General features: G+C 73.5%; 26 protein-coding genes. 12 read left to right on the forward strand and 14 right to left on the reverse strand.

All coding sequences use genetic code 11. The annotated features are described in order from the left end of the window. Nucleotides 1-33: 33 nt before the first annotated feature. Nucleotides 34-618, reverse strand: a complete 585-nt coding sequence (locus tag SCK26_RS13425; protein ID WP_318201538.1) for a suppressor of fused domain protein — start codon at nucleotides 616-618, stop codon at nucleotides 34-36. Between the two features lie 457 nt (nucleotides 619-1,075). Between SCK26_RS13425 and SCK26_RS13430 the strand changes: the two genes are divergently transcribed. Both SCK26_RS13430 and SCK26_RS13435 read left to right on the forward strand, forming a co-directional pair. Then, nucleotides 1,076-2,200 (forward strand): magnesium and cobalt transport protein CorA, encoded by a 1,125-nt coding sequence (locus SCK26_RS13430; RefSeq protein WP_318201539.1) that lies wholly within the window; start codon nucleotides 1,076-1,078, stop codon nucleotides 2,198-2,200. Between the two features lie 33 nt (nucleotides 2,201-2,233). Continuing rightward, nucleotides 2,234-2,794 (forward strand): hypothetical protein, encoded by a 561-nt coding sequence (locus SCK26_RS13435; RefSeq protein WP_318201540.1) that lies wholly within the window; start codon nucleotides 2,234-2,236, stop codon nucleotides 2,792-2,794. A gap of 130 nt (nucleotides 2,795-2,924) precedes the next feature. On the opposite strand, the gene SCK26_RS13440 is transcribed toward SCK26_RS13435, so the two are convergent. Beyond that, entirely contained in the window at nucleotides 2,925-3,671 is a 747-nt protein-coding gene (locus SCK26_RS13440; RefSeq protein ID WP_318201541.1) for a hypothetical protein, read from the reverse strand. Nucleotides 3,672-3,861: 190 nt separating this feature from the next. Between SCK26_RS13440 and SCK26_RS13445 the strand changes: the two genes are divergently transcribed. From SCK26_RS13445 to SCK26_RS13455, 3 genes are read left to right on the forward strand one after another with little or no spacing between them, the layout of a single operon-like run. Continuing rightward, nucleotides 3,862-5,151, forward strand: coding sequence for a magnesium transporter MgtE N-terminal domain-containing protein (locus SCK26_RS13445; protein WP_318201542.1), 1,290 nt, complete (start codon nucleotides 3,862-3,864; stop codon nucleotides 5,149-5,151). Beyond that, nucleotides 5,141-5,749, forward strand: a complete 609-nt coding sequence (locus SCK26_RS13450; RefSeq protein ID WP_318201543.1) for a DUF1003 domain-containing protein — start codon at nucleotides 5,141-5,143, stop codon at nucleotides 5,747-5,749. Before SCK26_RS13445 ends, SCK26_RS13450 begins: the two co-directional genes overlap by 11 nt. Nucleotides 5,750-5,792: 43 nt before the next feature. Next, nucleotides 5,793-6,926: an Mrp/NBP35 family ATP-binding protein gene (locus tag SCK26_RS13455; protein ID WP_318201544.1), complete on the forward strand. Its 1,134-nt coding sequence runs from the start codon at nucleotides 5,793-5,795 to the stop codon at nucleotides 6,924-6,926. Nucleotides 6,927-6,978: 52 nt separating this feature from the next. Here SCK26_RS13455 and SCK26_RS13460 read toward each other — a convergent pair whose 3' ends face one another. From SCK26_RS13460 to sigE, 5 genes are all read right to left on the reverse strand, one after another. After that, complete coding sequence (locus SCK26_RS13460; RefSeq protein ID WP_318201545.1) at nucleotides 6,979-7,641, reverse strand: hypothetical protein; 663 nt, start codon at nucleotides 7,639-7,641, stop codon at nucleotides 6,979-6,981. Between the two features lie 238 nt (nucleotides 7,642-7,879). Continuing rightward, a complete protein-coding gene (locus tag SCK26_RS13465; protein WP_318201546.1) occupies nucleotides 7,880-8,323 on the reverse strand; it encodes a sec-independent translocase in 444 nt (147 codons plus the stop codon). An 84-nt stretch (nucleotides 8,324-8,407) separates the two neighbouring features. Beyond that, nucleotides 8,408-10,153 carry a trypsin-like peptidase domain-containing protein gene (locus tag SCK26_RS13470; RefSeq protein ID WP_318201547.1) on the reverse strand — a complete coding sequence of 582 codons (1,746 nt, stop codon included), beginning with the start codon at nucleotides 10,151-10,153 and terminating at the stop codon, nucleotides 8,408-8,410. Between the two features lie 127 nt (nucleotides 10,154-10,280). Then, a complete protein-coding gene (locus SCK26_RS13475; protein WP_318201548.1) occupies nucleotides 10,281-11,240 on the reverse strand; it encodes a zf-HC2 domain-containing protein in 960 nt (319 codons plus the stop codon). Continuing rightward, nucleotides 11,237-11,950, reverse strand: coding sequence for an RNA polymerase sigma factor SigE (gene sigE, locus SCK26_RS13480; protein WP_318201549.1), 714 nt, complete (start codon nucleotides 11,948-11,950; stop codon nucleotides 11,237-11,239). Before sigE ends, SCK26_RS13475 begins: the two co-directional genes overlap by 4 nt. A 234-nt stretch (nucleotides 11,951-12,184) precedes the next feature. Here sigE and SCK26_RS13485 point away from each other — a divergent pair, with 234 nt between their 5' ends. Continuing rightward, nucleotides 12,185-12,883 (forward strand): O-methyltransferase, encoded by a 699-nt coding sequence (locus tag SCK26_RS13485; protein ID WP_318205998.1) that lies wholly within the window; start codon nucleotides 12,185-12,187, stop codon nucleotides 12,881-12,883. Nucleotides 12,884-12,985: 102 nt separating this feature from the next. On the opposite strand, the gene SCK26_RS13490 is transcribed toward SCK26_RS13485, so the two are convergent. Then, nucleotides 12,986-13,153: a DUF3117 domain-containing protein gene (locus tag SCK26_RS13490; RefSeq protein ID WP_018544333.1), complete on the reverse strand. Its 168-nt coding sequence runs from the start codon at nucleotides 13,151-13,153 to the stop codon at nucleotides 12,986-12,988. A 374-nt stretch (nucleotides 13,154-13,527) separates the two neighbouring features. Here SCK26_RS13490 and SCK26_RS13495 point away from each other — a divergent pair, with 374 nt between their 5' ends. Then, nucleotides 13,528-14,331 carry an enoyl-CoA hydratase/isomerase family protein gene (locus SCK26_RS13495; RefSeq protein WP_318201550.1) on the forward strand — a complete coding sequence of 268 codons (804 nt, stop codon included), beginning with the start codon at nucleotides 13,528-13,530 and terminating at the stop codon, nucleotides 14,329-14,331. On the opposite strand, the gene SCK26_RS13500 is transcribed toward SCK26_RS13495, so the two are convergent. Both SCK26_RS13500 and SCK26_RS13505 read right to left on the reverse strand, forming a co-directional pair. Then, on the reverse strand, nucleotides 14,328-14,936 hold the full coding sequence (locus SCK26_RS13500; RefSeq protein ID WP_318201551.1) for a DNA-3-methyladenine glycosylase I: 609 nt from the start codon (nucleotides 14,934-14,936) through the stop codon (nucleotides 14,328-14,330). The two genes, SCK26_RS13495 and SCK26_RS13500, sit on opposite strands and share 4 nt — an antisense overlap. After that, the gene (locus SCK26_RS13505; RefSeq protein ID WP_318201552.1) at nucleotides 14,933-15,307 is read right to left on the reverse strand and encodes a DivIVA domain-containing protein; all 375 of its coding nucleotides are present in this window, start codon (nucleotides 15,305-15,307) and stop codon (nucleotides 14,933-14,935) included. The genes SCK26_RS13500 and SCK26_RS13505 overlap by 4 nt, the downstream gene beginning before the upstream one ends. Nucleotides 15,308-15,444: 137 nt before the next feature. Between SCK26_RS13505 and folP the strand changes: the two genes are divergently transcribed. After that, the gene (folP, locus tag SCK26_RS13510; RefSeq protein WP_318201553.1) at nucleotides 15,445-16,305 is read left to right on the forward strand and encodes a dihydropteroate synthase; all 861 of its coding nucleotides are present in this window, start codon (nucleotides 15,445-15,447) and stop codon (nucleotides 16,303-16,305) included. A 27-nt stretch (nucleotides 16,306-16,332) separates the two neighbouring features. Here folP and SCK26_RS13515 read toward each other — a convergent pair whose 3' ends face one another. Next, the gene (locus SCK26_RS13515; protein ID WP_318201554.1) at nucleotides 16,333-17,091 is read right to left on the reverse strand and encodes a TIGR00730 family Rossman fold protein; all 759 of its coding nucleotides are present in this window, start codon (nucleotides 17,089-17,091) and stop codon (nucleotides 16,333-16,335) included. 115 nt (nucleotides 17,092-17,206) lie between these two features. Further along, the gene (dapE, locus tag SCK26_RS13520) at nucleotides 17,207-18,286 is read right to left on the reverse strand and encodes a succinyl-diaminopimelate desuccinylase (RefSeq protein ID WP_318201555.1); all 1,080 of its coding nucleotides are present in this window, start codon (nucleotides 18,284-18,286) and stop codon (nucleotides 17,207-17,209) included. Between the two features lie 95 nt (nucleotides 18,287-18,381). Here dapE and SCK26_RS13525 point away from each other — a divergent pair, with 95 nt between their 5' ends. Continuing rightward, entirely contained in the window at nucleotides 18,382-19,374 is a 993-nt protein-coding gene (locus SCK26_RS13525; protein ID WP_318201556.1) for a heavy metal transporter, read from the forward strand. A gap of 288 nt (nucleotides 19,375-19,662) precedes the next feature. Beyond that, nucleotides 19,663-20,115: an ATP-binding protein gene (locus SCK26_RS13530; RefSeq protein WP_318201557.1), complete on the forward strand. Its 453-nt coding sequence runs from the start codon at nucleotides 19,663-19,665 to the stop codon at nucleotides 20,113-20,115. Between the two features lie 87 nt (nucleotides 20,116-20,202). Here the strand turns inward: SCK26_RS13530 and SCK26_RS13535 are convergent, their stop codons facing one another. Together SCK26_RS13535 and fdxA are read right to left on the reverse strand one after the other, a co-directional pair. Then, nucleotides 20,203-21,306, reverse strand: coding sequence for a bifunctional succinyldiaminopimelate transaminase/glutamate-prephenate aminotransferase (locus tag SCK26_RS13535; RefSeq protein WP_318201558.1), 1,104 nt, complete (start codon nucleotides 21,304-21,306; stop codon nucleotides 20,203-20,205). Between the two features lie 119 nt (nucleotides 21,307-21,425). Further along, nucleotides 21,426-21,746, reverse strand: coding sequence for a ferredoxin (fdxA, locus tag SCK26_RS13540; RefSeq protein ID WP_014674796.1), 321 nt, complete (start codon nucleotides 21,744-21,746; stop codon nucleotides 21,426-21,428). 139 nt (nucleotides 21,747-21,885) lie between these two features. Between fdxA and SCK26_RS13545 the strand changes: the two genes are divergently transcribed. Then, on the forward strand, nucleotides 21,886-22,908 hold the full coding sequence (locus SCK26_RS13545; RefSeq protein WP_318201559.1) for a GNAT family N-acetyltransferase: 1,023 nt from the start codon (nucleotides 21,886-21,888) through the stop codon (nucleotides 22,906-22,908). Nucleotides 22,909-22,935: 27 nt separating this feature from the next. Continuing rightward, a complete protein-coding gene (locus SCK26_RS13550) occupies nucleotides 22,936-23,802 on the forward strand; it encodes a transglutaminase-like domain-containing protein (RefSeq protein ID WP_318201560.1) in 867 nt (288 codons plus the stop codon). The last annotated feature ends 12 nt before the right edge of the window (nucleotides 23,803-23,814 follow it).

Genomic DNA, 23,814 nt, shown 5'->3' on the forward strand with positions numbered 1-23,814 from the left:
GACGAGTTCGGTCACCCGGCGGCCGGTGCCGGATCAGTCCAGCGGGACGGAGGCGCGGGCGGGGTCGCGCAGGTCCGTCCCGTTCGCCAGCCAGCGCTCCTGGAGGGCCTGGGCCCCGTGCACCCGCTTCCAGGCGGCCTCGTTCGGGGTCATCGGCAGCAGCGGCAGGAACCGCACGGGGTCCATCGGGGCGTCCAGCTCCAGGTCCTCGACCAGCCCGCCGGGCTCGCCCACCAGAACCGAGGTGAAGGGAGCGCCGGGCCACAGCGGCCCGCCCACGTCCAGGGAGGCACCGGGGGCCACCACCAGGCCCTCCACCTGCGGGCTCGCGGCCAGGACGGCGAGCGGGCGGAGCAGCTTGTCGGTGTCGGCGAGGCCCGCGCGGACGGACAGCACCAGTTCGGCACGGGGTCCCTCGACCGGGTCGGCGAGCATCGCCGTGGGGTCGGTCATGGGCTGCCGGGACATCCCGAGAGTGGCGTACCGGACGACGTCCCCCTCGTGGAAGCGGAGCACCTCGATGCGGTCCGTGCCGAGGAAGGTGACGGCGGCGCGCGCGTCCGGCTCGCCCAGCGCGGTGGTCAACCGGGCCTCGACCAGAGGAAGAACATCAGCCATGCGGCGAGCATAGAACTCGTCAGCAGCGGGCAAAGCGGCGCCTTGACAGTACGGGCGGCTGGTACTCTGAGCCGGTGGTTCGGGGCGACACGCGGAAGCGTCGCTGTCAAGTCCCGACACGTCGAGACTCCCTTACGAGGGACCGGCCGGAGGAGGTGGGGCTGCCATGGATCGAAGTCGACCGTGCAGTACCACTCGTTCTTCCGGCCGCTGACGCAGTTACCGGCTGGCCGCCGTCGTCCTTTGCGCGTCGTCGTTCGGAAGAGCACCTCGTTTCGCTTTGCCTGATCTGTCTGATCTGAATCAGTTCTGCATCGGCAGTGAAGCCGCCACCGCGACGGTGCGGTGCTCCCCGCTTTGTGGACGTGCCCCGCACGCACAGCCAGGACGTCCCCATTCCGGGTAGTTCCACCCGTTGCCGCGCGCTTTCGCCGCCCGCCCGCGAAGGAGCCTGCCCATGTCGATGATCCGCGACCTGCGTGCCGTGGTCCGCCCCTCGTCCCGCGTCTCGCTGCGCAAGGATGCCGGGACGTCGTACGACACCACGCGCGACCCCGCGACGCCCTCGGCCGTCGTCGACTGCGCCGTCTACCGCGACGGCGCCCGGGTGCAGAGCGCGGCGCCGCTGAGCCCGCAGGAGGCGATGCGGCTGGTGCGCCGCGACGGCGGGTTCGTCTGGATCGGGCTGCACGAGCCGACCGAGGCGGAATTCGCCGGTATCGCGGGCGAGTTCGGGCTGCACCCGCTGGCCGTGGAGGACGCCGTCCAGGCGCACCAGCGGCCCAAGCTGGAGCGCTACGACGACTCGCTGTTCACGGTCTTCAAGACCATCCACTACGTCGAGCACGACCGGCTCACCGCCAACAGCGAGGTCGTCGAGACCGGCGAGGTCATGTGCTTCACCGGGCGGGACTTCTTCATCACCGTCCGGCACGGCGGCCAGGGCTCGCTGCGCGCGCTGCGCCACCGCCTCCAGGACGACCCGGAGCTGCTGGCCAAGGGCCCCTCGGCCGTGCTGCACGCCATCGCCGACCATGTGGTGGACGGGTACATCGCGGTCGCCCACGCGGTGCAGGACGACATCGACGAGGTGGAGACCGAGGTCTTCTCGCCCGGCCGCAAGGGCGGGGTCTCGCGCGGTGTCGACTCCGCGCGCATCTACCAGCTCAAGCGCGAGGTACTGGAGTTCAAGCGCGCGGTGGCGCCGCTGCTGCGGCCCATGCAGTTGCTGAGCGAGCGTCCGATGCGGCTGATCGACCCGGACATCCAGAAGTACTTCCGGGACGTCGCCGACCACCTGGCCCGGGTGCAGGAGCAGGTGATGGGCTTCGACGAGCTGCTCAACTCCATTCTCCAGGCCAACCTCGCCCAGGCGTCCGTGGCGCAGAACGAGGACATGCGCAAGATCACCGCGTGGGCGGCCATCATCGCCGTGCCGACGATGGTGTGCGGGGTGTACGGCATGAACTTCGAGCACATGCCCGAGCTGCACTGGCGGTACGGCTACCCGGTGATCATGGGGGTCACCGCCGCGATCTGTCTGGGCATCCACCGCACGCTGAAGCGCAACGGCTGGCTGTGAGCGGCCCGGTGCGGGCTGGTTAGGCTGGGGCGCATGACAAGCGAGCTGCTCGACCGGGCCCTCATCGAGGAGGCCGCGAAGAAGTCCGGCCTCGTGTGGGTCAGGGGCGCCGGTGCCCCGGCCGCGCGGGCGCTGTGGCACGTATGGCACGACGGCGCGGTGTGCGTGGTCGGCGACGGGCCGGGCGAGCAGCCGCTGGCGGGGCTCGCCGACGGGGGCTCCGCCGAGGTGAGCGTGCGCAGCAAGGACAAGGGCGGCCGGCTGGTGACGTTCCCGGTCACCGTGTCCGAGGCGGCGCCCGGGACCGAGGCGTGGGAGGCGACGGTCGCCGAGCTGAAGGGCAAGCGGCTGAACGCGGTCGACGGCGAGGAGATGCCGGCCCGCTGGGCCCGTGAGTGCCGGGTGCTCCGCCTGGTGCCGACGGGTGAGGTGACCCCGCTGCCGGACGGCGACCTGGCGCAGCGCCCGGTCCCGACCCCGGTGACCACCCGCGGACCGGTACCGGCGGGCCTGCCGAAGCTCCTGCTGCGGCGCGGGAAGAGGAAGCAGCGGTCCGAGCCGGGTTCGGCACCGCCGGGCGGCCGCGGAGACTGATCGCCGACGCGGCGGACACAAGGTGCCGGCGCTTTCGCGAGTGCTCTCCGCCTGCCGCTGTCACCGCCCCGCTCCTCGCCGCCCCGGCGGCGCCCGGCGGTGCCGGACCGCCCTCGGCCCGGCCGGTTCGCTAGGACGTCGGCAGCTGTCTGCCGTAGTCCACCGTTTCCGACTCCGCCGGTTCCTCGACGGGGAAGTCGCGGCCCCAGTCCGAGAAGCGGAGCGTCCCCGCGTGGCCGGCCCGGACCAGGCGCAGCGGATAGGGCGTGCCCTGGAGGGACACGTCCAGCGTGCCGCCGGAGCCCTGGTCGCCGGTGATGCGGATCGTGCGGGTACCCGAACCGTCGGTGTGCCGGCCGTCCGTCGCCAGCGCGCCGTGCAGCGTCAGCAGGCCGTCGAGGAGGACGCCCTTGTCCGTGAAGCCGCTGAACTTCTTGTACGCGGGGTCCCCCTGCGGCACCTTCACATACTTGCCGTCCAGCTTGCCCGAGGCGTCGTCCCCGCCGTCGGCGTGGTTCCAGAAGTCCGCGCCGGCCTTGAGATACAGCTCCTCGCCGATCCGCAGCAGCCTGAACGTCGTCCCTTGCGCGGTCACCGACCCGGTGCCGCCGTCGGCCTTGAGCCGCATGTCCAGCCGGTACGTACGGCCGCTGGTGACCACGGTCCCGGACAGCCGTACCGCGCTCGCCGCGTCCGCCGCGGCCCGTGTCTTCGCCTGGATCCGGCCGGCGGGCAGCCTGCCGACCCCGTTCGTCCCGGCGTCGGGATCGTCGTCGCCGCCGCACCCCGACAGCGCCAGCGCTCCCGTCACGGCCAGTGCGCAGGCCGCGGTCGCCCAAGCGGTGCGACGCGTACGGCCCCGGGGGATCGCAGTCACGGAGGAAGCTGCCTTTCTGACGGTTCCTGAGCGGCGTACGCAGGGTACCGGGGCTCCACCCGACCGGCGGAGCCGGTCCGTCCGGACCGCCCACCAGGGCGTATCCGATCGGGACGGGCTAGCCTGAAGCGCACCCGTGCGGGCATATCCGAGCAATGCACACAGACCCTCACGCAAAGGGAGCACAGACATGGCAGCCGGCGCCCCCCGGATCTTCGTCTCGCACCTGGCCGGCGTCCCCGTCTTCGATCCGGCCGGCGACCAGGTGGGCCGCGTCCGCGACCTGGTCGTCATGCTGCGCGTCGGCAGACGGCCCCCGCGTGTCCTCGGACTGGTCGTGGAGCTGTCCACCCGGCGCCGGATCTTCCTGCCCATGACCCGGGTGACCGGCATCGAGTCGGGCCAGGTCATCACCACCGGCGTGGTCAACGTCCGGCGCTTCGAGCAGCGGCCCACCGAGCGGCTGGTCTTCGGCGAGCTGCTGGACCGGCGGGTGACGCTGGTGGAGACCGGCGAGGAGGTCACCGTCCTCGACGTCTCCGTGCAGCAGCTGCCCGCCCGCCGGGACTGGGAGGTCGACCGGGTCTTCCTGCGCAAGGGACGCAAGGGCGGCGCCTTCCGGCGGGCGAAGGGGGAGACGCTGACCGCCGAGTGGTCGGCCGTCACCGGGTTCTCCCTGGAGGAGCACGGGCAGGGCGCCGAGAGCCTGCTCGCCACCTTCGAGCAGCTGCGCCCCGCCGACCTCGCCAACGTCCTGCACCACCTGTCCCCGAAGCGGCGCGCGGAGGTGGCCGCCGCGCTGGACGACGACCGGCTCGCCGACGTCCTCGAAGAGCTGCCGGAGGACGACCAGATCGAGATCCTCGGCAAGCTGAAGGAGGAGCGCGCGGCGGACGTGCTGGAGGCGATGGACCCGGACGACGCGGCCGACCTGCTGGGCGAGCTGCCCGAGGAGGACAAGGAGCGGCTGCTGAGCCTGATGGAGCCGGCCGACGCGGCCGACATGCGCCGTCTGATGGCGTACGAGGAGCACACCGCCGGCGGTCTGATGACCACCGAGCCGATCGTGCTGCGCCCGGACGCCACCGTCGCCGACGCGCTCGCCCGGGTCCGCAACCAGGACCTCTCCCCCGCCCTCGCCGCGCAGGTCTACGTCTGCCGCCCGCCCGACGAGACCCCGACCGGCAAGTACCTGGGCACCGTGCACTTCCAGCGGCTGCTGCGCGACCCGCCGTACACCCTGGTCAGCTCGCTGGTCGACCACGATCTGCAGCCCCTGGACCCGGACGCCGCGCTGCCGGTCGTCGCCGGGTTCTTCGCCGCCTACGACATGGTGGCGGCGCCCGTGGTGGACGAGTCGGGGTCGCTGCTCGGCGCGGTGACCGTGGACGACGTACTGGACCACATGCTGCCCGACGACTGGCGCGAGACGGAGTTCCACCTGGACGAGGGAGAGGAGGCGCCCGCGCATGGTTCCTGAGCGCGAGTCCGCGACCCGCGAGCGCCCGGCGGGCGCCACGGCCGCCGGCCGGCCCCGGGTCCGGCTGGACCAGCCGCGCCCGCCCCGGCGCCGGCTCCTGCCCGAGTGGGACCCGGAGGCCTTCGGGCGGCTGTCGGAGAAGATCGCCCGGTTCCTCGGCACGGGCCGCTTCATCGTCTGGATGACGGTCGTCATCATCGTGTGGGTGCTGTGGAACATCGCCGCGCCCCGCCATCTGCGGTTCGACGAGTACCCGTTCATCTTCCTCACCCTGATGCTGTCCCTCCAGGCGTCCTACGCGGCCCCGCTGATCCTGCTCGCGCAGAACAGGCAGGACGACCGCGACCGGGTCAACCTGGAGCAGGACCGCAAGCAGAACGAGCGGTCCATCGCCGACACCGAGTACCTGACCCGGGAGGTGGCCGCGCTGCGCACGGGGCTCGGCGAGGTGGCCACCCGCGACTGGATCCGCTCCGAGCTGCAGGACCTGGTGAAGGAGCTGGAGGAGCACCGCCGGCACGACGGGCAGGCGGGTCACGTCGTATTCCCGGCGGAACGGACGGAACGGCCGCCGGGACGTGACACAGACGACCGCTGAAGGGCATCCCTCAGGCCCCTCGGCGGGCCGTACCATCGTCCTTATGGCTACGGAAGACGCGGTGCGCGAGGCACTGGCGACGGTGAACGACCCCGAGATCAACCGCCCGATCACCGAACTCGGGATGGTCAAGTCCGTGGAGATCGGCGCGGACGGAGCGGTCGCGGTCACCGTGTACCTGACGGTGTCCGGCTGCCCGATGCGCGACACCATCACGCAGCGCGTCACCGAGGCGGTCTCGCGGGTGGAGGGCGTCACCCGGGTCGACGTCACCCTGGACGTGATGAGCGACGAGCAGCGCAAGGAGCTGGCGGCGGCGCTGCGCGGCGGCCAGGCCGAGCGCGAGGTCCCCTTCGCCAAGCCGGGCAACCTCACCCGGGTCTACGCGGTCGCCTCCGGCAAGGGCGGTGTCGGCAAGTCCTCGGTGACGGTGAACCTGGCGGCGGCGATGGCGGCCGACGGCCTGAAGGTCGGTGTCGTGGACGCCGACATCTACGGCCACAGCGTGCCGCGCATGCTGGGCGCCGACGGCCGGCCCACCCAGGTCGAGAACATGATCATGCCGCCGTCCGCGAACGGCGTGAAGGTCATCTCCATCGGCATGTTCACGCCGGGCAACGCCCCGGTGGTGTGGCGCGGCCCGATGCTGCACCGCGCCCTCCAGCAGTTCCTCGCCGACGTCTACTGGGGCGACCTGGACGTCCTGCTGCTGGACCTGCCGCCCGGCACGGGCGACATCGCGATCTCCGTGGCCCAGCTGGTCCCGAACGCCGAGATCCTGGTCGTGACGACCCCGCAGCAGGCGGCGGCCGAGGTCGCCGAGCGCGCCGGTTCCATCGCCGTGCAGACCCACCAGAAGATCGTCGGCGTGGTCGAGAACATGTCCGGCCTGCCCTGTCCGCACTGCGGCGAGATGGTCGACGTCTTCGGCACGGGCGGCGGCCAGCTGGTCGCCGACGGCCTCACCCGCACCACGGGTACGACGGTCCCGGTCCTCGGCAGCATCCCCATCGACGTCCGCCTCCGCGAGGGCGGCGACGAGGGCAGGCCGGTGGTCCTGACCGACCCCGGCTCCCCGGCGGGCTCGGCCCTGCGCGCGATCGCGGGCAAGCTGGGCGGCCGGCAGCGCGGCCTGTCGGGCCTGTCCCTGGGCATCACCCCGAAGAACAAGTTCTGACAGCTTTTCAGCACACGACGAACGGGGGCGCCGGAACACCGGCGCCCCCTCGTCACGCGTACGCGGAGACGTCCTCGACCACGGCGAACCCCAGCCCGTACGCGCTCATGCCCCGCCCGTACGCGCCCAGGTGGACCCCCGCCCCGGTCGTACCGGCCAGCACCCATCCGAACTCGGACTCCCGGTAATGGAACGACGCCGCGACGCCGTCCACCGGAAGGGAGAGCCGTCTCCACTCCGGCCCCTCGAGGTCGTCGGCCAGGGCCCAGGCCGTCTCGGTCTGCTGCTCCAGCCAGTCGTCCCGCAGGCTGTGGTCCATCTGCCCGGGCCAGGTGAACGACAGCAGCCCCACCCCGGCCAGCCACGCCGCGGAGGACACCGATGTCGCCTCCAGCAGACCCGTGCCGTCGGCGCTGCGCCGGGACGGCTGCGCGGCGACGGTCACGACCACGGTGAACTTCTCCCGCGGCTCGCCGGTGCCGGTCTCGCCCCGCAGCGAGGGCTCGTCCCCGTGCCCGATCGAACCGTGTTCCACGGCACCGTCGGCCGTCGTGCCGACCTGCATCAGCCAGCGCGGCCCGGTGAACGCCTCGTCGAGCCCGTACCACGGGAAGGGCGCCCGCAGGTAACCGTCGACCGTGCGCCGGGCGGAGGGGAGCTGCTGTCCGCCCTCCGCGGCCGGCGCCTGCGCGCCCACCCGACTCGTCGTCTCCATCTGCCCGGACGCCTCCTCGCTCTCGTCGGACCGGGTGGCCCGCCCCCCTTCGGGCGTACGCGTCCGGTCCGCACAACAACTCGGCAGCATATCCACACCGATGCGGGCGGCAGGGCAGGCGCTGGATGCGTGGGTCGCGCGAACGGCCTGTTCAGGCCGTGTGCGATGGGCGCACGCTATGAAACACGTCACGTGTGCGGCGTAGGCCCGCCTGCGTGTCGGGAGGAGAAAGCGTGATTTATGTGGCGTCCGCGTCGAACGGCGGGCGGTCGTCGCCGGGGTCCTCGGGCTTCTTGGTCATGTCGACGCGCCCGCCGGAGGACGAGGAGGGCAAGGAAGGCGTGGACGGGGCCTCGTTGTCGCGGCCGTGGACGGCGTCCGTGACCTCGGCCATCTCCTTCTTCAGGTCGAAGCCGTTGCGGATCTCCTTCAGGCCCAGGTCCTCGTTGTCCAGCTGCTTGCGGATGAAGGTCTTGGGGTTGAGATCCTCGAACTCGAAGTCCTTGAACTCCGGACCGAGTTCGTTGCGAATGTCCTGCTTGGCGCTCTCGGAGAACTCGCGGATCTTCCGGATCGTGCGCATCACGTCCTGGATGACCTTGGGGAGCTTGTCCGGACCGAAGACGAGCACGGCGAGCACGATGATGGTCACCAGCTCCAGTGGCCCTATGTCATTGAACACCTGACGCTCCTTGCGATGTCCTCGGTCGCTCAACGGTACCCGGCCATCCCGTCCGACCGGTACCGTCCCGAGGTGAGACTTCTGTCAGTTCTGCTCGGACGCGCCCAGCACGAGTGACACCTCCCGCTCCGTACCGCCGCGCTCGACCGTCAGCCGCAGCCGGTCGCCGGGCCGGTGGGCGCGGATCTTGACGATCAGTTCCCGGCCGGTGTGCACGCGCCCGCCGTCGGCCTCGGTGACGACGTCGCCCGGCTTCAGGCCGGCCCGTTCACCGGGGCCGCCCGGGGTGACGGCGGGGCCGCCGTCCGCGCCCTTGTCGCCGACGCGGGCGCCGTCGCCGGTGTAGCCCATGTCGAGCGTGACGCCGATCACGGGGTGGGTGGCGTGGCCGTGGTCGATCAGTTCCTCGGCGACCCGCTCGGCCTGGTTGACGGGTATGGCGAAGCCGAGGCCGATGGAGCCGGCCCGGTCGTCGTCGGCACCGGAGCCGGAGCCGGCGGAGCGGATGGCGGAGTTGACGCCGACGACCCGGGCGCGGGTGTCGAGCAGCGGGCCGCCGGAGTTGCCCGGGTTGATGGGGGCGTCGGTCTGGAGCGCGTCGACGTAGCTGACGTCGCTTGCGCCGTCCTTGTCCCCGCCGGCCGTGATGGGCCGTTCCTTGGCGCTGATGATGCCGGAGGTGACCGTGTTGGCGAGGTCGAAGGGGGCGCCGATGGCGACGACGGGGTCACCCACCCGGACGGCGTCGGAGTCGCCGAGGGGCAGCGGGGTGAGCCCGCGGACGCCGTGTACCTGGACGACGGCGAGGTCGTAGCCGCTGTCCCGGCCGACGACCTTGGCCCGCACGGTGTCGCCGTCGCTGAAGGTCACCGCTATCTCGCCGTCCGACCCGGCGGGTTCGACCACGTGGTTGTTGGTGAGGATGTGCCCGTCGGTGTCCAGCACGAAGCCGGTGCCGGTGCCCGCCTTCGCGGCGCCTCGCACATGCAGGGTGACCACGCCGGGCAGGGCGCGGGCGGCGATCCCGGCCACGCTGTCCGGCGCGCGGCCGGCCGGCACCTCCCCGGGCCGCGGCAGCCGTGCGCCGCCGCCGGGGTTCTCGCGTTCGGCGTAGGCGCCGACGGCTCCGCCGATGCCGCCGGAGACGACGGCGACGGCGAGGGTCCAGGCGACGGCGTACCGCCTGGCCCGGCGCCCGCGCTGGGCCGGCGTGGCCACCTTGGCTCCCGTCTGCTGCAACGGCCCGTGCGCCTGGGCGGCCCAGGGGTCGTACCGCCCCCAGGGATCGGCAGCCCGCGTACCGGGGACGGCGGCCTCCGCGTGGACCGCGGGCGCGTCCTCGGACACGGCGGGCACGGGCACCGCGGCCGACGTGCCGGGGGCCGGGGGCGGGGGTGCGGGTGTGCCGGGCGCCGGGTGCCGCGCCGGCGGGGCGGGCGCCTGGGGCGGAGGTACGTCCAGAGGCACGGCGGAGCCGGAGGGGGCGGCCGTCGTGACCGGGGGCGGGGGTGCGGGGGTGCCGTGGGCGGGGGTGGCCGCCGGGTGTTGTACGGGCGGGGCGGGGGCCCAGGGGCCGGGTTGGCCGTAGGGCGGGGTGCTGTAGGGATCGGGGTCGTGCAGGGGCCTTACCCGCTCGTCCGGGTCGGGGACGGCGGCCTCCTCGGCCGTGGCCGTGTGCCGTACGGCCCCCGCCGCGGCCTCCGCGCCGGTGCCGGACGACGCGGCCGGGGCCGGCCCGGCCAGCTCGAAGTCGCCGTCGGAGGCGGCCGGTGTCACCTCCGCCGCGTCCCGCGGTCCCTGCGCCGACGGCACACCGTTGCCCTCGTTCATGCTCTCCCCACGGCCGGGCCGCGACCGCGTGCTGTCGCGGTCACGGGACGTCGTCCGCCGTCCCGGGTCGCCCCGGGCACGGCCTGCGAGGATTCAACCAGGTTCGCCGGCCGTGCCGCGGCGACGGTCAGGGCGAGGAGCGGGGCGGGGCCGGGGAGGCGGTGTCGGGGGCGGACAGCTGGGCCGAGCCGGTGGCTCCGGAGGGTGTGGGCCAGTCGGCGAGCGGGCGTATCAGCGCGGAGACGGCGGCCGCACCGGCGAACACCGGCGCGGTCAGCCCGCCTGCCCCCTCGGTCCGGGCCTGCCCGGAGGACGGCGCGGGCACGCCGGGCAGCAGCGGCGCGGACAGCGTGGTCGGCGCCACCGGGACCGATCCGAGCAGCGCGCCGCCCTGGGCGAGCAGCGGCCCCACCGGGCGCCGGCGCTGGCTGTCGGGCGTGGCCGCGCCGCCGCCCGTGCCGGAGCCCGCCGAGCGCACCGGCACGACACCGGAGCCGCCGCGGGCGTCCGTGGCCGGGTCGCCGGGGAAGGCGGTGGTCACGCCGCCGAGGGCCAGCGCGGCCAGCGACACCGCGCCGGCCGCGGCGAAGGCGAACCGCCGGCCGCGCGAGGCGGAGCGGCCGTCGTCCGGGCGGCCGACGGGATGGATGCGGAAGCCGTCGTCCCGGGGCCGGCCGGTGCCGTCCGGGCCGGGCGGGAGCAGACCGTGCGGACGGGCCGGGACGTATCCGAACGCAAGGCGGTCGCCGCGCCTCGCGCCGAAAGCCCCGAAGCCGCCGGAGGTGCCGAGGCCGCCACCGGGTGACGGCGTGCCGCCGCCGTCCGCGTCGCCGCCACCGGGAAGGCCCTGGAGGCGGGCCAGGAGGCTCGCCGAGGGCGGGGGCGGGGCGGCCTCCGCGAAGACGTTCTTCAGCGCGCGCTGGGCGTCCGCCTCGGCCTTGCACCGGGCGCAGGTGGCCAGGTGCGCGAGGACGCGCTCACGCGTCTCATGACCGAGTTCTCCGTCCACCAGGGCGGAGAGCCGGTCTCCCAGGTGCTGCTCTGCGAGGCGTGTCTCCTCGACGGGTTTCGGCAGAGATCCACTCACGCGGTCGCGCCCCCTCCCCCCAGAGCGGGGACCCGGGCCAGGAAGGAGCGCCGCTCGGCCGCGCGGGCCTCCGGGGAGCGGTGCGCCAGGGCCTTGCGGAGCTGGGACCGGCCGCGGTGGATACGGGAGCGGACCGTGCCGAGCTTCACGCCGAGGGTGGCGGCGATCTCCTCGTAGGACAGTCCCTCGATGTCGCACAGGACGACGGCGGCGCGGAACTCGGGCGCCAGGGTGTCCAGGGCCTGCTGGACGTCGGCGTCGAAGTGCGCGTCGTTGAACATCTGTTGGGGGGTCGGCTCGCGGCTGGCCAGGCGCTCGGCCGCGTCCTCGCCGAGGGCGTCGAAGCGGATGCGCTGCTTGCGCCGCACCATGTCCAGGAAGAGGTTGGTGGTGATGCGGTGCAGCCAGCCCTCGAAGGTGCCCGGCGAGTACGTCGACAGGGAGCGGAAGACGCGGACGAAGACCTCCTGGGTGAGGTCCTCGGCGTCGTGCTGGTTGCCCGTCAGGCGGTAGGCCAGTCGGTAGACCCGGCCGCTGTGCGTGCTGACGATCTCGTCCCACGTGGGCGGAGTCCACGCCTGCCCGTCCGCGTCGGTGGTGAAGGTCGCGGTCGCGGTCTCGCCTGCGGCGGACCCGGCGGCGTGGCTGTCAGCAGCGGTGTCGGTCACGGATTTCGGCCTGCCCGCCGACCCGAGGAAGCGCCGCAGCACTCCTCCCCGATCCCCGGGCGCAGCCGCACCTCCCCTGTCGGCTCTGGTGATGTCCAGTGGAGCCCCTACCATAGCCACCTCGCCCGTTAGCTCCGGATAAGCGGTTTTACGAGAATTTGATACACGCTGATCCGGCTCATCCGGCTGCGTCAGCAGTTGCTCGGTGCGCTGCTCCACCTCTCGCCCCCCGTCGCGTCCACGGCCACCGGCTCATCCCTGTAAACGCACGGGCTCATCTGCGGGTTCCCGCCGCCAACGGATACAGTCACGCCCAGGCAACCACGGGGACAGGAGAGGGTCATTACCGCCAACCGGCAGACGAGCTGGGCGTTCGCCGACGCCTTTGTCGCCGAGGACGAAGCGCTGCACTGGGCCCGCGACCGGGCCCGGGAGACAGGGCTGCGCTCGGTGTCGCCCGGCACGGGCGCCGCGCTGCGACTGCTCGCCGCTTCCGTGGACGCGAAGGCGGTCGCGGAGATCGGCACCGGCTGCGGGGTGTCCGGCATCCATCTGCTGCACGGGATGCGGCCGGACGGGGTGCTCACCACGGTGGACTCCGAGCCGGAGCACCAGCAGTTCGCCCGGCAGGCCTTCCGCGGCTGCGGCTTCGCCAGCAACCGGGCCCGGTTCATCCCCGGCCGTGCCCTGGACGTCCTGCCGCGCCTCGCCGACGCGGGCTACGACCTGGTGTTCTGCGACGGTGACCGGCTGGAGTACCCGGACTACCTCGCCGAATCGTTGCGCCTGCTGCGGCCGGGCGGCCTGGTGGTCTTCGAGGGGGTCCTGGCGGGCGGCCGTACGGTCGACTCGGGGCCCCAGCCCACGGAGGTGGTGCGCCTGCGCGAGCTGCTGCGCACCGTGCGGGAGAGCCAGGAACTGGTGTCGTCGCTGTTGCCGGTGGGCGACGGTCTGCTGTGCGCCGTCAAGCGGTGACGGCGCCGGCAGGGGTGACAGGGGCGGTGACGGGCCCCGGGAACGCGGCTGCCCCGGCACCGCGTACGATGCCGGGGCAGGCGCGAGGACAGAATCGGGACGTCAGACGACGACCTTCTTGAGGGCGTCGCCAAGCGCCTCGGCCTCGTCAGGGGTCAGCTCGACGACGAGTCGACCGCCGCCTTCGAGCGGAACGCGCATGACGATGCCCCGCCCCTCCTTGGTCACCTCGAGCGGGCCATCACCCGTCCGCGGCTTCATGGCCGCCATGCTCGTTCCCCTTCCTGAAACCAGCTCATCGTCTGCCGATACCCCCGGGAGAGGGCATCCGCCATCCGAAACGGACACGCGACACCGGCATCGAACACATTGCTTCCTGGCCATTATCCCGCATCGCAGGACCCGATGACCAACGTCGGTCGGCATCGCTTGGGCAACGCGCGCGAGCAAAACCACCCAATTCGGCGATGTGCCTGCGATACTTCGCCGCCCCGTAAGGCTCCTCCGGCCGGCTCCACGCGGTATTTCTTTGACGCAGGTCACACGTCCGCTCCAGCCGCCGGCCGGGGATCTCCGCCATGCTGTCCTCAGACAGGGACGTACCGAGCGGTACGTCACCAGCGGCTTTCCGGAGGGGACACGCCATGGCCGACACCGTGCTCTACGAGGTGAGCGACGGACTCGCGACGATCACGCTGAACCGCCCGGAGGCGATGAACGCGCTGAACATCGCGGCGAAGGCCGCCCTGCGCGAGGCGGCGGAATCGGCGGCCGGGGACACGGCCGTACGGGCGATCCTGCTGACCGCCGCCGGGGACCGGGCGTTCTGCGTGGGCCAGGACCTCAAGGAGCACATCGGGCTACTGGCCAGTGACCGGCAGACCGGTGCCGGGCAGACGATGAGCACGGTCAAGGAGCACTACAACCCGATCGTGCGGGCCCTGACCGAGGCGCCGAAGCCGGTGGTCGCGGCGGTGAACGGCGTCGCGGCCGGGGCCGGGTTCGGCTTCGCGCTCGCCGCGGACTACCGGCTGGTGGCCGACACCGCCGCGTTCAACACCTCCTTCGCCGGCGTCGCCCTGACCGCCGACTCCGGCATCTCCTGGACCCTGCCCCGGGTGATCGGCCCGAGCCGCGCCGCCGACCTGCTGCTCTTCCCGCGCAGCATCAGCGCCCAGGACGCGCTGGAGCTGGGCATCGCCAACCGGGTCGTACCGGCGGGCGAGCTGCGCGCCGAGGCCGGGAAGGTGGCGCGGGCGCTGGCCGAGGGTCCGACGGTGGCGTACGCGGCGATCAAGGAGGCGGTGGCCTACGGGCTGACGCACTCGCTCGCCGAGACGCTGGAGAAGGAGGACGAGCTCCAGACCCGGGCCGGACGGTCCGAGGACCACGCCATCGCCGTACAGGCGTTCGTCAACAAGGAGAAGCCGAAGTACCTCGGGCGCTAGCGCGGCGCGGGGCCGTGCCGCGCGGCCCCGCGGGCCACGCAGGCCTCCAGGTGGTCGTCGACCAGACCGCACGCCTGCATCAGCGCGTACGCCGTCGTCGGGCCGACGAATCTCAGGCCCCGCTTCTTCAGGGCCTTGGACAGGGCCGTGGACTCCGGGGTCACCGCCGGGACGTCGTCCAGGGTCTTCGGGGCCGGGCGGGTCGCCGGGTCCGGGGCGTGGGACCAGATCAGCTCGTCCAGGTCGCCGTCGGCCCAGCCGGCGAGCAGGCGCGCGTTGGCGAGCGTGGCGTCGATCTTGGCGCGGTTGCGGATGATGCCCGGGTCGGCGAGCAGGCGCTCGCGGTCGGTGTCGGTGAACGCGGCGACCTTCTCGATGCGGAAGTCCGCGAAGGCGGCGCGGAAGCCCGCGCGGCGGCGCAGGATCGTGATCCAGGACAGGCCCGACTGGAAGGCCTCCAGGCTGAGCCGTTCGAAGAGGGCGTCGTCGCCGTGGACCGGACGGCCCCACTCCTCGTCGTGGTACGCCACATAGTCGTCGGTGGACAGGGCCCAGGGGCAGCGCGGGGCGCCGTCCGGTCCGGCGATGGCGGCTCGGCTGGTCATCGCTGCTCCTCCCGGCCCTCGTTCGGGTCCGTCCGCGGCTGTTCGGGCTGCCGGTCGGGCACGGCGGCGGCTCTGGCGCCGGCCAGCGCGGATTCGAGGCCGGCGATACGGGCGTCCCGCTCGGCCAGTTCGGCGGCGAGCCGGCCGAGGGCGTCGTCGACGTCGGCCATGCGGTAGCCGCGCGGTGCGACCGGGAAGCGCAGGCTCTCCACGTCCGCGCGGTCCACCGGGCGGTCCGGGGGCAGCGGGTCCTGGAGCCGCTCGGGCGCCGCCTCGGGCAGCGGGGCGCTCTCCCCGCCGCCGATCACGGCCAGGGTCACCGCGGCGACCACGACGGCCAGCGCGACGACCAGGAACAAGAACATCACCATTGCCTCGGGGTCCCCACGCTCGTACCGGCCGCTGTGCCGGCAGCAGTATCTGTCAGGGTCCGATCGTGCCATGCGAGTCTGACAGTTAGGGTCACAGGCGGCCGTACAGCGGGACGTACTAGGAAAGGGCAGGGCGGATGCTCAGGCTGGGCAAGCGGGAATTCGGGCCGCACGAGCCGGTGATCATGGCGATCGTGAACCGGACGCCGGATTCCTTCTACGACCAAGGAGCCACGTTCCGCGACGAACCGGCCCTGGCCCGCGTGGAGCAGGCGGTGGCCGAGGGCGCCGCGATCGTCGACATCGGCGGGGTCAAGGCCGGGCCCGGCGAGGAGGTCTCGGCGGAGGAGGAGGCGCGCCGGACGGTGGGCTTCGTCGCGGAGGTACGGCGCCGGTTCCCCGATGTGATCATCAGCGTGGACACCTGGCGGGCCGAGGTCGGCGAGGCGGTGTGCGAGGCGGGCGCGGATCTGCTGAACGACGCGTGGGGCGGGGTGGACCCGGGGCTCGCGGAGGTCGCGGCGCGGTACGGGGCGGGGCTGGTGTGCACGCACGCGGGCGGGGCCGAGCCGCGGACCCGGCCGCACCGGGTGACGTACGACGACGTCATGGCCGACATCCTCGGCGTGACCCTCGGGCTGGCCGAGCGGGCGGTGGCGCTGGGCGTGCCGCGGGAGTCGGTGCTGATCGATCCCGGGCACGACTTCGGGAAGAACACCCGGCACAGCCTGGAGGCGACGCGCCGGCTGGACGAGATGGTGGCCACGGGGTGGCCGGTGCTGGTGTCGCTGTCCAACAAGGACTTCGTGGGCGAGAGTCTGGACCGGCCGGTGAAGGAGCGGCTGATCGGCACGCTGGCGACGACGGCCGTCTCCGCGTGGCTCGGGGCACAGGTGTACCGGGTGCACGAGGTGGCGGAGACCCGCCAGGTGCTGGACATGGTGGCGGCCATCGCCGGCCACCGCGTCCCCGCGGTGGCCCGGCGGGGCCTGGCCTGATCCCCGGGCGCTCCGCCCTCCCTCGCGCTAGCGGCCCGCCTCCTTCGACACCAGGGCCACCGCCTCCTCGACGTCGTCCGTGACGTGGAACAGCAGGAGGTCCTTCTCCGCGGCCTTGCCCTGGGCCACCAGGGTGTTCTTCAGCCAGGAGACCAGGCCGCCCCAGTACTCGCTGCCGAAGAGGACGATCGGGAAGCGGGTGACCTTCTGGGTCTGGACCAGGGTGAGGGCCTCGAAGAGTTCGTCGAGGGTGCCGAGGCCGCCGGGCAGGACCACGAAGCCCTGCGCGTACTTCACGAACATCATCTTGCGGACGAAGAAGTAGCGGAAGTTCAGCCCGATGTCGACGTAGGGGTTGAGGCCCTGCTCGAAGGGCAGCTCGATGCCGAGGCCTACCGAGACGCCGCCCGCCTCGCACGCGCCCTTGTTGGCCGCCTCCATCGCGCCCGGGCCGCCGCCGGTGATGACCGCGAAGCCGGCCTCCACCAGCCCCCGGCCGAGCCGCACCCCGGCGTCGTACTCCGGCGAGTCCGCCGGCGTCCGCGCCGAGCCGAAGACACTGATGGCGGGCGGAAGTTCGGCCAGCGTGCCGAAGCCCTCGATGAACTCCGACTGGATGCGCAGGACCCGCCAGGGGTCGGTGTGCACCCAGTCGCTGGGGGCGCGCTCGTCCAGCAGCCGCTGGTCGGTCGTGCTGGCGGTGACCTGGTCCCGCCGCCGGAGGACCGGTCCGAGCCGCTGCTCGTCCGGCGGCTGCTTCTTCCCCTCGGGGTTGCCGGTAGCCATGTGCGCTCCCTCCGCTTGCCGGTAGTTCGTCCTCAGCCTAGATCCAGACGGGTTACGGAGGGGGGACCCCGGCGTGTCCGGCAGGCGCCGGCGGGCCCCGGCACCGGCGGCGGCCCTACGCGGTGAGCCAGTTCCGCAGCCGCTCCTCGCCCGCGAGGATCTTCGCGGTCTCCACCCGCTCGTCCCGCTTGTGCGCCAGGAGCGGGTTGCCGGGGCCGTAGTTGACCGCGGGGACGCCGAGCGCGGAGAACCGGGACACGTCCGTCCAGCCGAACTTGGGCCGCGGGACGCCGCCCACCGCCTCGATGAAGGCCGCGGCGGCCGGGTGGGACAGGCCCGGGAGCGCGCCTGCGCTGTGGTCGTCGACGACGAACTCCGCCACGCCGCAGTCCGCGAACACCTCGTGGACGTGCGCGATCGCCTCCTCCTCGGTGCGGTCGGGGGCGTAGCGGAAGTTGACGGTCACCACGCACTCGTCCGGGATCACGTTCCCGGCCACTCCGCCGCCGATGCGCACCGCGTTCAGGCCCTCGCGGTACTCCAGGCCGTCGATGACCGGCCGACGCGGCTCGTAGGACGCCAGGCGGGCCAGGATCGGGGCCGCCGCGTGGACGGCGTTGGAGCCCATCCAGCCGCGCGCCGAGTGCGCCCGCTCGCCCGTGGTCCTCAGCAGCATCCGCAGCGTGCCCTGGCAGCCGCCCTCCACCTCGCCGTCGGTGGGCTCCAACAGGACCGCGAAGTCGCCCTCCAGCCACTCCGGGTGGGCCTCGGCGACATGCCTGAGGCCGTTGCGCTCGGCCTCGACCTCCTCGTTGTCGTAGAACACGAAGGTCAGGTCGCGGTTGGGGGCGGGGACGGTGGCCGCGATGCGCAGCTGCACCGCCACGCCCGACTTCATGTCGCAGGTGCCGCAGCCCCACAGGACGCCGTCGCCGTCGAGCCGGGAGGGCACGTTGTCCGCGATGGGGACGGTGTCGATGTGGCCGGCCAGGACGACGCGCTCGGCGCGGCCCAGGTCCGTGCGGGCGATCACGTTGTTGCCGTACCGGTCCACGGTCAGGTGCGGCAGGGCCCGCAGGGCGGTCTCGATCGCGTCGGCGAGCGGCTTCTCGGTGCCGCTGACGGACGGGAAGTCCACGAGCCGCGCGGTGAGCGTGGCGGCGTCCAGCGTGAGGTCAAGGGAGGTGTCGGGCATGGCCCCGACCCTAGCGCGCCACCTGCCGGAACACCGGCGGGCCGAGCGCGCGGACCCCACACGGAACACCGGCCGGGCTCCAGTACCTTGTACGCGTGCCAGAGCCGTCCCCCACCTCTTCGAAGCGCCGCGGTCGCCTGTTCCGTTTCACCGCGGCCCTGTTGGTCCTGTGCGGTGTCGCCGCGTACCTCGTGGTGCAGTACATCACCGGAGGCGGCGGTGCGCGCGGCTGCGCAGTGGCCTCCGCCGACGGTGACGGGGCGTCCTACGAGTTCACGCCCGAGCAGGCGGAGAACGCGGCCACGATCGCGGCCGTGGGCACCGGGCGCGGGATGCCGGAGCGGGCCGTGACCATCGCGCTGGCGACCGCCCTCCAGGAGTCCGGGCTGCGCAACATCCGGCACGGCGACCGGGATTCACTCGGTCTGTTCCAGCAGCGGCCCTCCCAGGGGTGGGGCAGCGAGCGGCAGATCATGGACCCGGCGTACGCGGCCGGCATCTTCTACGCGCACCTCGCCGAGGTGCCGCACTACACGGATCTGCCGCTGACGGTGGCCGCGCAGCGGGTGCAGCGCAGCGGCTACCCGGAGGCGTACGCCAAGCACGAGCCGGACGCCACGCTGCTGGCGGCGGCCCTGACCGGGCGCGCGCCGGCCACGCTGACCTGTGACGGACGCCCGCAGCACACCGCGCCGCAGACCGGTCCGGACGCGGTACGGGCCGCGCTGGTACGGGACTTCGGGCGGGACGCGCTGCAGGAGACCGGCGCGGTGGTGGGCGGCACGCCCGTGCCGTCGCCGTCCCCGTCGCCGAGCGTGCGCGCGACCGCGCGCGGGCGGACGGTGACGGTTCCGGTGCCCGAGGGCGCGAGGACGGACGCCACCGGGCGGGACGAGCGGGCGCGGGGCTGGCAGCTGGCGCACTGGGCGGTGGCCCACTCCTCGGCGCTGCGCATCGAGCGGGTGGTGTACGCGGGGCGGGAGTGGACCGTGGGCAGCGAGTCCGACGAGTGGCGGCCCGTCGCCGCCCAGGGAGCCGCCGGGGCGGAGCGGTCCGTCGGCGCGGTCCGGATCGTGGCCGCACAGTAGTACGGCCGGTCACTCCCCCGGGTTGTGCTCCGGCGGAGTGACGGGCGTGCGGGCCGGGTGGCCCTCCGCCGGCGGGAACCCTTGGAAATCAAGGGCCGGAAGGTTTCCGCGCGGTGTGGGCACGGACATCCTTTGCCCGTTTTTATCCACACCTGATAATGCGATGCGTTATCCATTCTTTACCCGGGGCGTCCGCAACCTTCGCGGGCTTCGAGCGGTAGTCACGGCGTCCGAGCCGGAGACGGGCTCGGACGACTGACACCGTTCTCTCCCGTCGAATGGAGCATCATGTCCCTCCCTCTGACCCGCCGGATCGCCCGTGCCGCGCTGCTTGTCGCAGCGGGAGCGGCCGCCGGGGTCGGTGCGGCCGGCTCCGCCGGTGCGGCCGCGAACCTGCCCGACGTCGGCCCCAACCTGAGCGGGCTGACCGCGCTGGACGGGGCGCACGCCGGCGACACCGTCGACAGCGCCGCGCGGCAGGTCACCTCCGTCGCGGGCCACGCGGGCGGCAAGGCGGTCGAGCAGGCGGTGCCGGCCGCGGGCAAGACCGGCGGCGGTGCCGTGAAGAAGACGGCGCCGGTGGCGCAGAAGGCCGCGGGGGACGTGGCCGGGGCCGCGGGAGGTGTCCTCGGGGACGCCGCGGTCGGCGCCACGAAGGGCGGGCTGCCGACGGACTCCCTCACCCGGGGCGGGCTGCCGACGGCGTCCCTGCCGGGCAAGGGGCTGTCCCCGCTCGGCTGACACCCGCGCCGGCACCCGCGCCGGCCGCCCACGGGGCCCGGGGACTTCCCCGGGCCCCGTTCGCCGTTGCCGCCGCCGGCCGCGCCGTCAGGCCCGCGCCGTCAGGCGGGCGACCGCCGCCCGCACTCGCTCGTCCGTGGCCGTGAACGCCACACGGACGTGGTGCGCGCCGGCCTCGCCGTAGAAGTCGCCCGGTGCCACCAGGATGCCCCGGTCGGCCAGGCGGGCGACCGTGGTCCAGCAGGACTCGTCGCGGGTGGCCCACAGGTAGAGGCTGGCCTCGCTGTGCTCGATGCGGAAGCCGTGGGCGAGGAGGGCCGAGCGGAGGGCCTCGCGGCGGGCCGCGTAGCGCTCGCGCTGCTCCCGCACATGGGTGTCGTCGCCGAGCGCGGCCACGACCGCGGCCTGGGTCGGCGCGGAGGTCATCATGCCGCCGTGCTTGCGGATCTGCAGCAGCGGGCCGAGGACGTCCGGGTCGCCGGCGATGAAGGCCGCGCGGTAGCCCGCCAGGTTGGACCGCTTGGACAGGGAGTGCACGGCGACGATGCCCTCGTGGGAACCGCCGTTGACGTCCGGGTGCAGCACCGAGACCGGGTCGGCCTCCCAGCCCAGTTCCAGGTAGCACTCGTCGGAGAAGACCAGGACGTCGTGGGCGCGGGCCCAGGCGACGATGTCCGTCAGCTCCTGCCGGGTGAGGACCCGGCCCGTCGGGTTGGACGGGGAGTTCAGCCAGAGCAGCCGCAGGCCGGCCGGGTCCAGGTCGCGCGGGTCGTCGTAGACCTCGTACGCGGCGCGGGCGAGGCGGGCGCCGACCTCGTAGGTGGGATAGGCCAGGCGCGGGTAGGCGACCTTGTCGCGGGGTCCGAGGCCGAGCTGGGTCGGCAGCCAGGCCACGAGTTCCTTGGAGCCGACGACCGGCAGCACATGCCGGTGGGTGAGCCCGCGGGCGCCCAGCCGGCGCTCCAGCCAGCCCGTGATCGCGTCGCGCAGGGCGGGGGTGCCCCAGACGGTCGGGTAGCCCGGCGAGTCGGCCGCGTCGGCCAGGGCCTTTTGGATCACCTCGGGCACCGGGTCGACCGGGGTGCCGACGGAGAGGTCGACGATGCCGTCCGGGTGCGCGGCGGCCGTCTTCTTGTAGGGCTCCAGCTTGTCCCAGGGGAAGACCGGGAGACGGTCGGAGACTGCGGACACGATCAGTGGCTCACTTTCGTACGGTGCGGCAAACGCCTCGGTCCCGTGCGGCGCTGATCGGGTGATCGGGCCGTACGGGACCGAGGCGGCGCGGTAGCGGCCGCTTGGCGCTCAGACGGTCACTCGCCCTGCGGCGGCAGCGCGGCGACGAAGGGGTGGTCGCGCTCGATCAGCCCCAGCTTGCTGGCACCGCCGGGCGAGCCCAGCTCGTCGAAGAACTCGACGTTCGCCTTGTAGTAGTCCTTCCACTCCTCCGGGACGTCGTCCTCGTAGAAGATCGCCTCGACCGGGCAGACCGGCTCACAGGCACCACAGTCGACGCATTCGTCCGGGTGGATGTACAAGGACCGCTGGCCCTCGTAGATGCAGTCGACCGGGCACTCCTCGATGCACGCCTTGTCCTTCACGTCGACACAAGGCTGCGCGATGACGTAGGTCACGCTGTCGTTCCTCCTCGATAGGGCGCTGGCGAGCCTCCTCAGGCCCGCCGCCTGGCGCGCGGGAGCGCGGCGTCGTCGATGCCCGCCCCTAGTATCTCCGTTCCGGAGCATGATCCGAACAGGAGGGGTGAACTGACCGGTGGAAATCTCGGCGACAGGACGCCTGGAGGTCCGAATCACCCCCGCTGACGTGGGGAAACGGGTCTCTGTACGGCGGTTGGGCGAACCCGGTGCCGGACCGGAGAAGTTCACTGACACGGTGGGTGTTCTCACATCCTGGGACGGTGGCGTGCTCATGATCACACGCCGGAACGGCGAAAGTGTCGGAATTCCCGAATCCGCGCTGGTCGCGGGCAAAGTGATTCCCGCCGCACCGGCGCGCCGCAGGGGTCCCGCCGCCTCCTATCCGGAGCTGGCGCGCATCGCCGCGCGGTCCTGGCCGCCGGTGGAGAGCGAGCGGCTCGGCGCCTGGGAGCTGCGGGCCGCCGCCGGGTTCACCCGGCGTGCCAACAGCGTGCTGCCGCTGGGCGACCCGGGCACCGGACTCGACGCGGCCCTGGAAGCCGTACGACGCTGGTACGGCGAGCGCGGCCTGCCCGCCTACGTGCAGACCGCGACCGGCGCCGAGGGCACGCAGGAGCTGCTGTGCGCGGAGCTGGAGCGGCGCGGCTGGGTGCGGGAGGTGACCGCCGAGCTGTGGACCGGGGCGCTGGCGCCGGTCGCGGACCGGGCCGGCGGCGAGGGTGTGGTCCTGTCCCGGACGGCGGACGAGGCGTGGCTCGCCCGGTACCGGCGCGCCGGCGTGGGCGAGGCGGCCCTGCGGGTGCTGCACGGCGGGCCGTCGGTGTGGTTCGCGGCCGTGCCCGGCGCCCGGGACGGCGAGCCGCCCGCGGCGATCGGGCGGTGTGCCGTGGACGGGCGGTGGGCCGGGTTCGCCGCCGTCGAGGTGGAGCCCGTCCGGCGCCGGCAGGGACTGGCCACCGAGGTGCTGGCCGCGCTGGCCCGGCGCGCGCTGGACGAGGGCGCCTCGGCGGCCTGGCTCCAGGTGGAGGCGGACAACGAGGGCGCGCGGGCGCTCTACCGCGCGCTCGGCTTCCTGCCGCACCACGCCTACCACCATTACCGGGCGCCGGAGGAGACGGCCGCCCGCGAACGCCCGTAGCACCGCGATGGGAGGGCCCGATCCGTCATGCGTCACCCGTACCTGCCGCCCCCGTACCCGCCACCGCCGGAGCGCTCCGCCGAGCTGCGGCGGCGGTTCGCCGAGGAGGCCCGCTCCGAGCGGCCGGACCTGTCGGCGCTGTGCCTGCTGATCGGCGCCGAGACGGACGGCTCGCTGGACGACGCCGGCCTCGACGCCGCGCAGGCGGAGCTGGACCGGCTGGCAGGCGAGCTGCCGTACCGGCCGGACGGCCCGCGCGCGTGGGCCGAGGCGGTACGACGGCTGCTCGGCGACCGCCACGGCTTCCACGGCACGCCCGGCGACTACGACCGGCTGGAGTCCTCCCTGCTGCACGAGGTGCTGCGGCGGCGGCGCGGGCTGCCGATCCTGCTGTCGGTGGTGTGGCTGGAGGTCGCGCGCCGGGCCGGGGCACCGGTGTACGGGGTCGCGCTGCCGGGGCACTTCGTGGTCGGGTTCGGCCCGGCGGCCGAGCGGGTGCTGGCCGATCCCTTCGAGGGCGGCCGGGTGCTGACCGGGACGGACGCCGAGCTGCTGGTGGTGGGCGCCACGGGCGCGCCGCCGGACCCCTCGCTGCTGGAGCCGGCGCCGCCGCTGGAGGTCGTGCAGCGGGTGCTGAACAACATGCGGGCGTGGGCGGCGGCGCGGCCGGAGCGGTCGGACGTGGCGCTGCGGGCCGTGGACCTGGCGCTGCTCGTCCCCGCGCATCCGGCGCGGCTGCGCTATGAGCGCGGACAGCTGCTGGTGCAGCGCGGGCAGTTCACGGCGGGCGCACGGGAGCTGGAGACGTACGCCGATCTGATCGAGGTGGTGGACGAGTCGGCGGCGCGCACGATCCGGCGGGAGGCGGGCATCGCGCGGGCCAAGCTCAACTGAGGCGGCCGGCGC

Origin of the sequence: Streptomyces sp. SCL15-4 (assembly GCF_033366695.1) — a bacterium.
GTDB lineage: Bacteria > Actinomycetota > Actinomycetes > Streptomycetales > Streptomycetaceae > Streptomyces.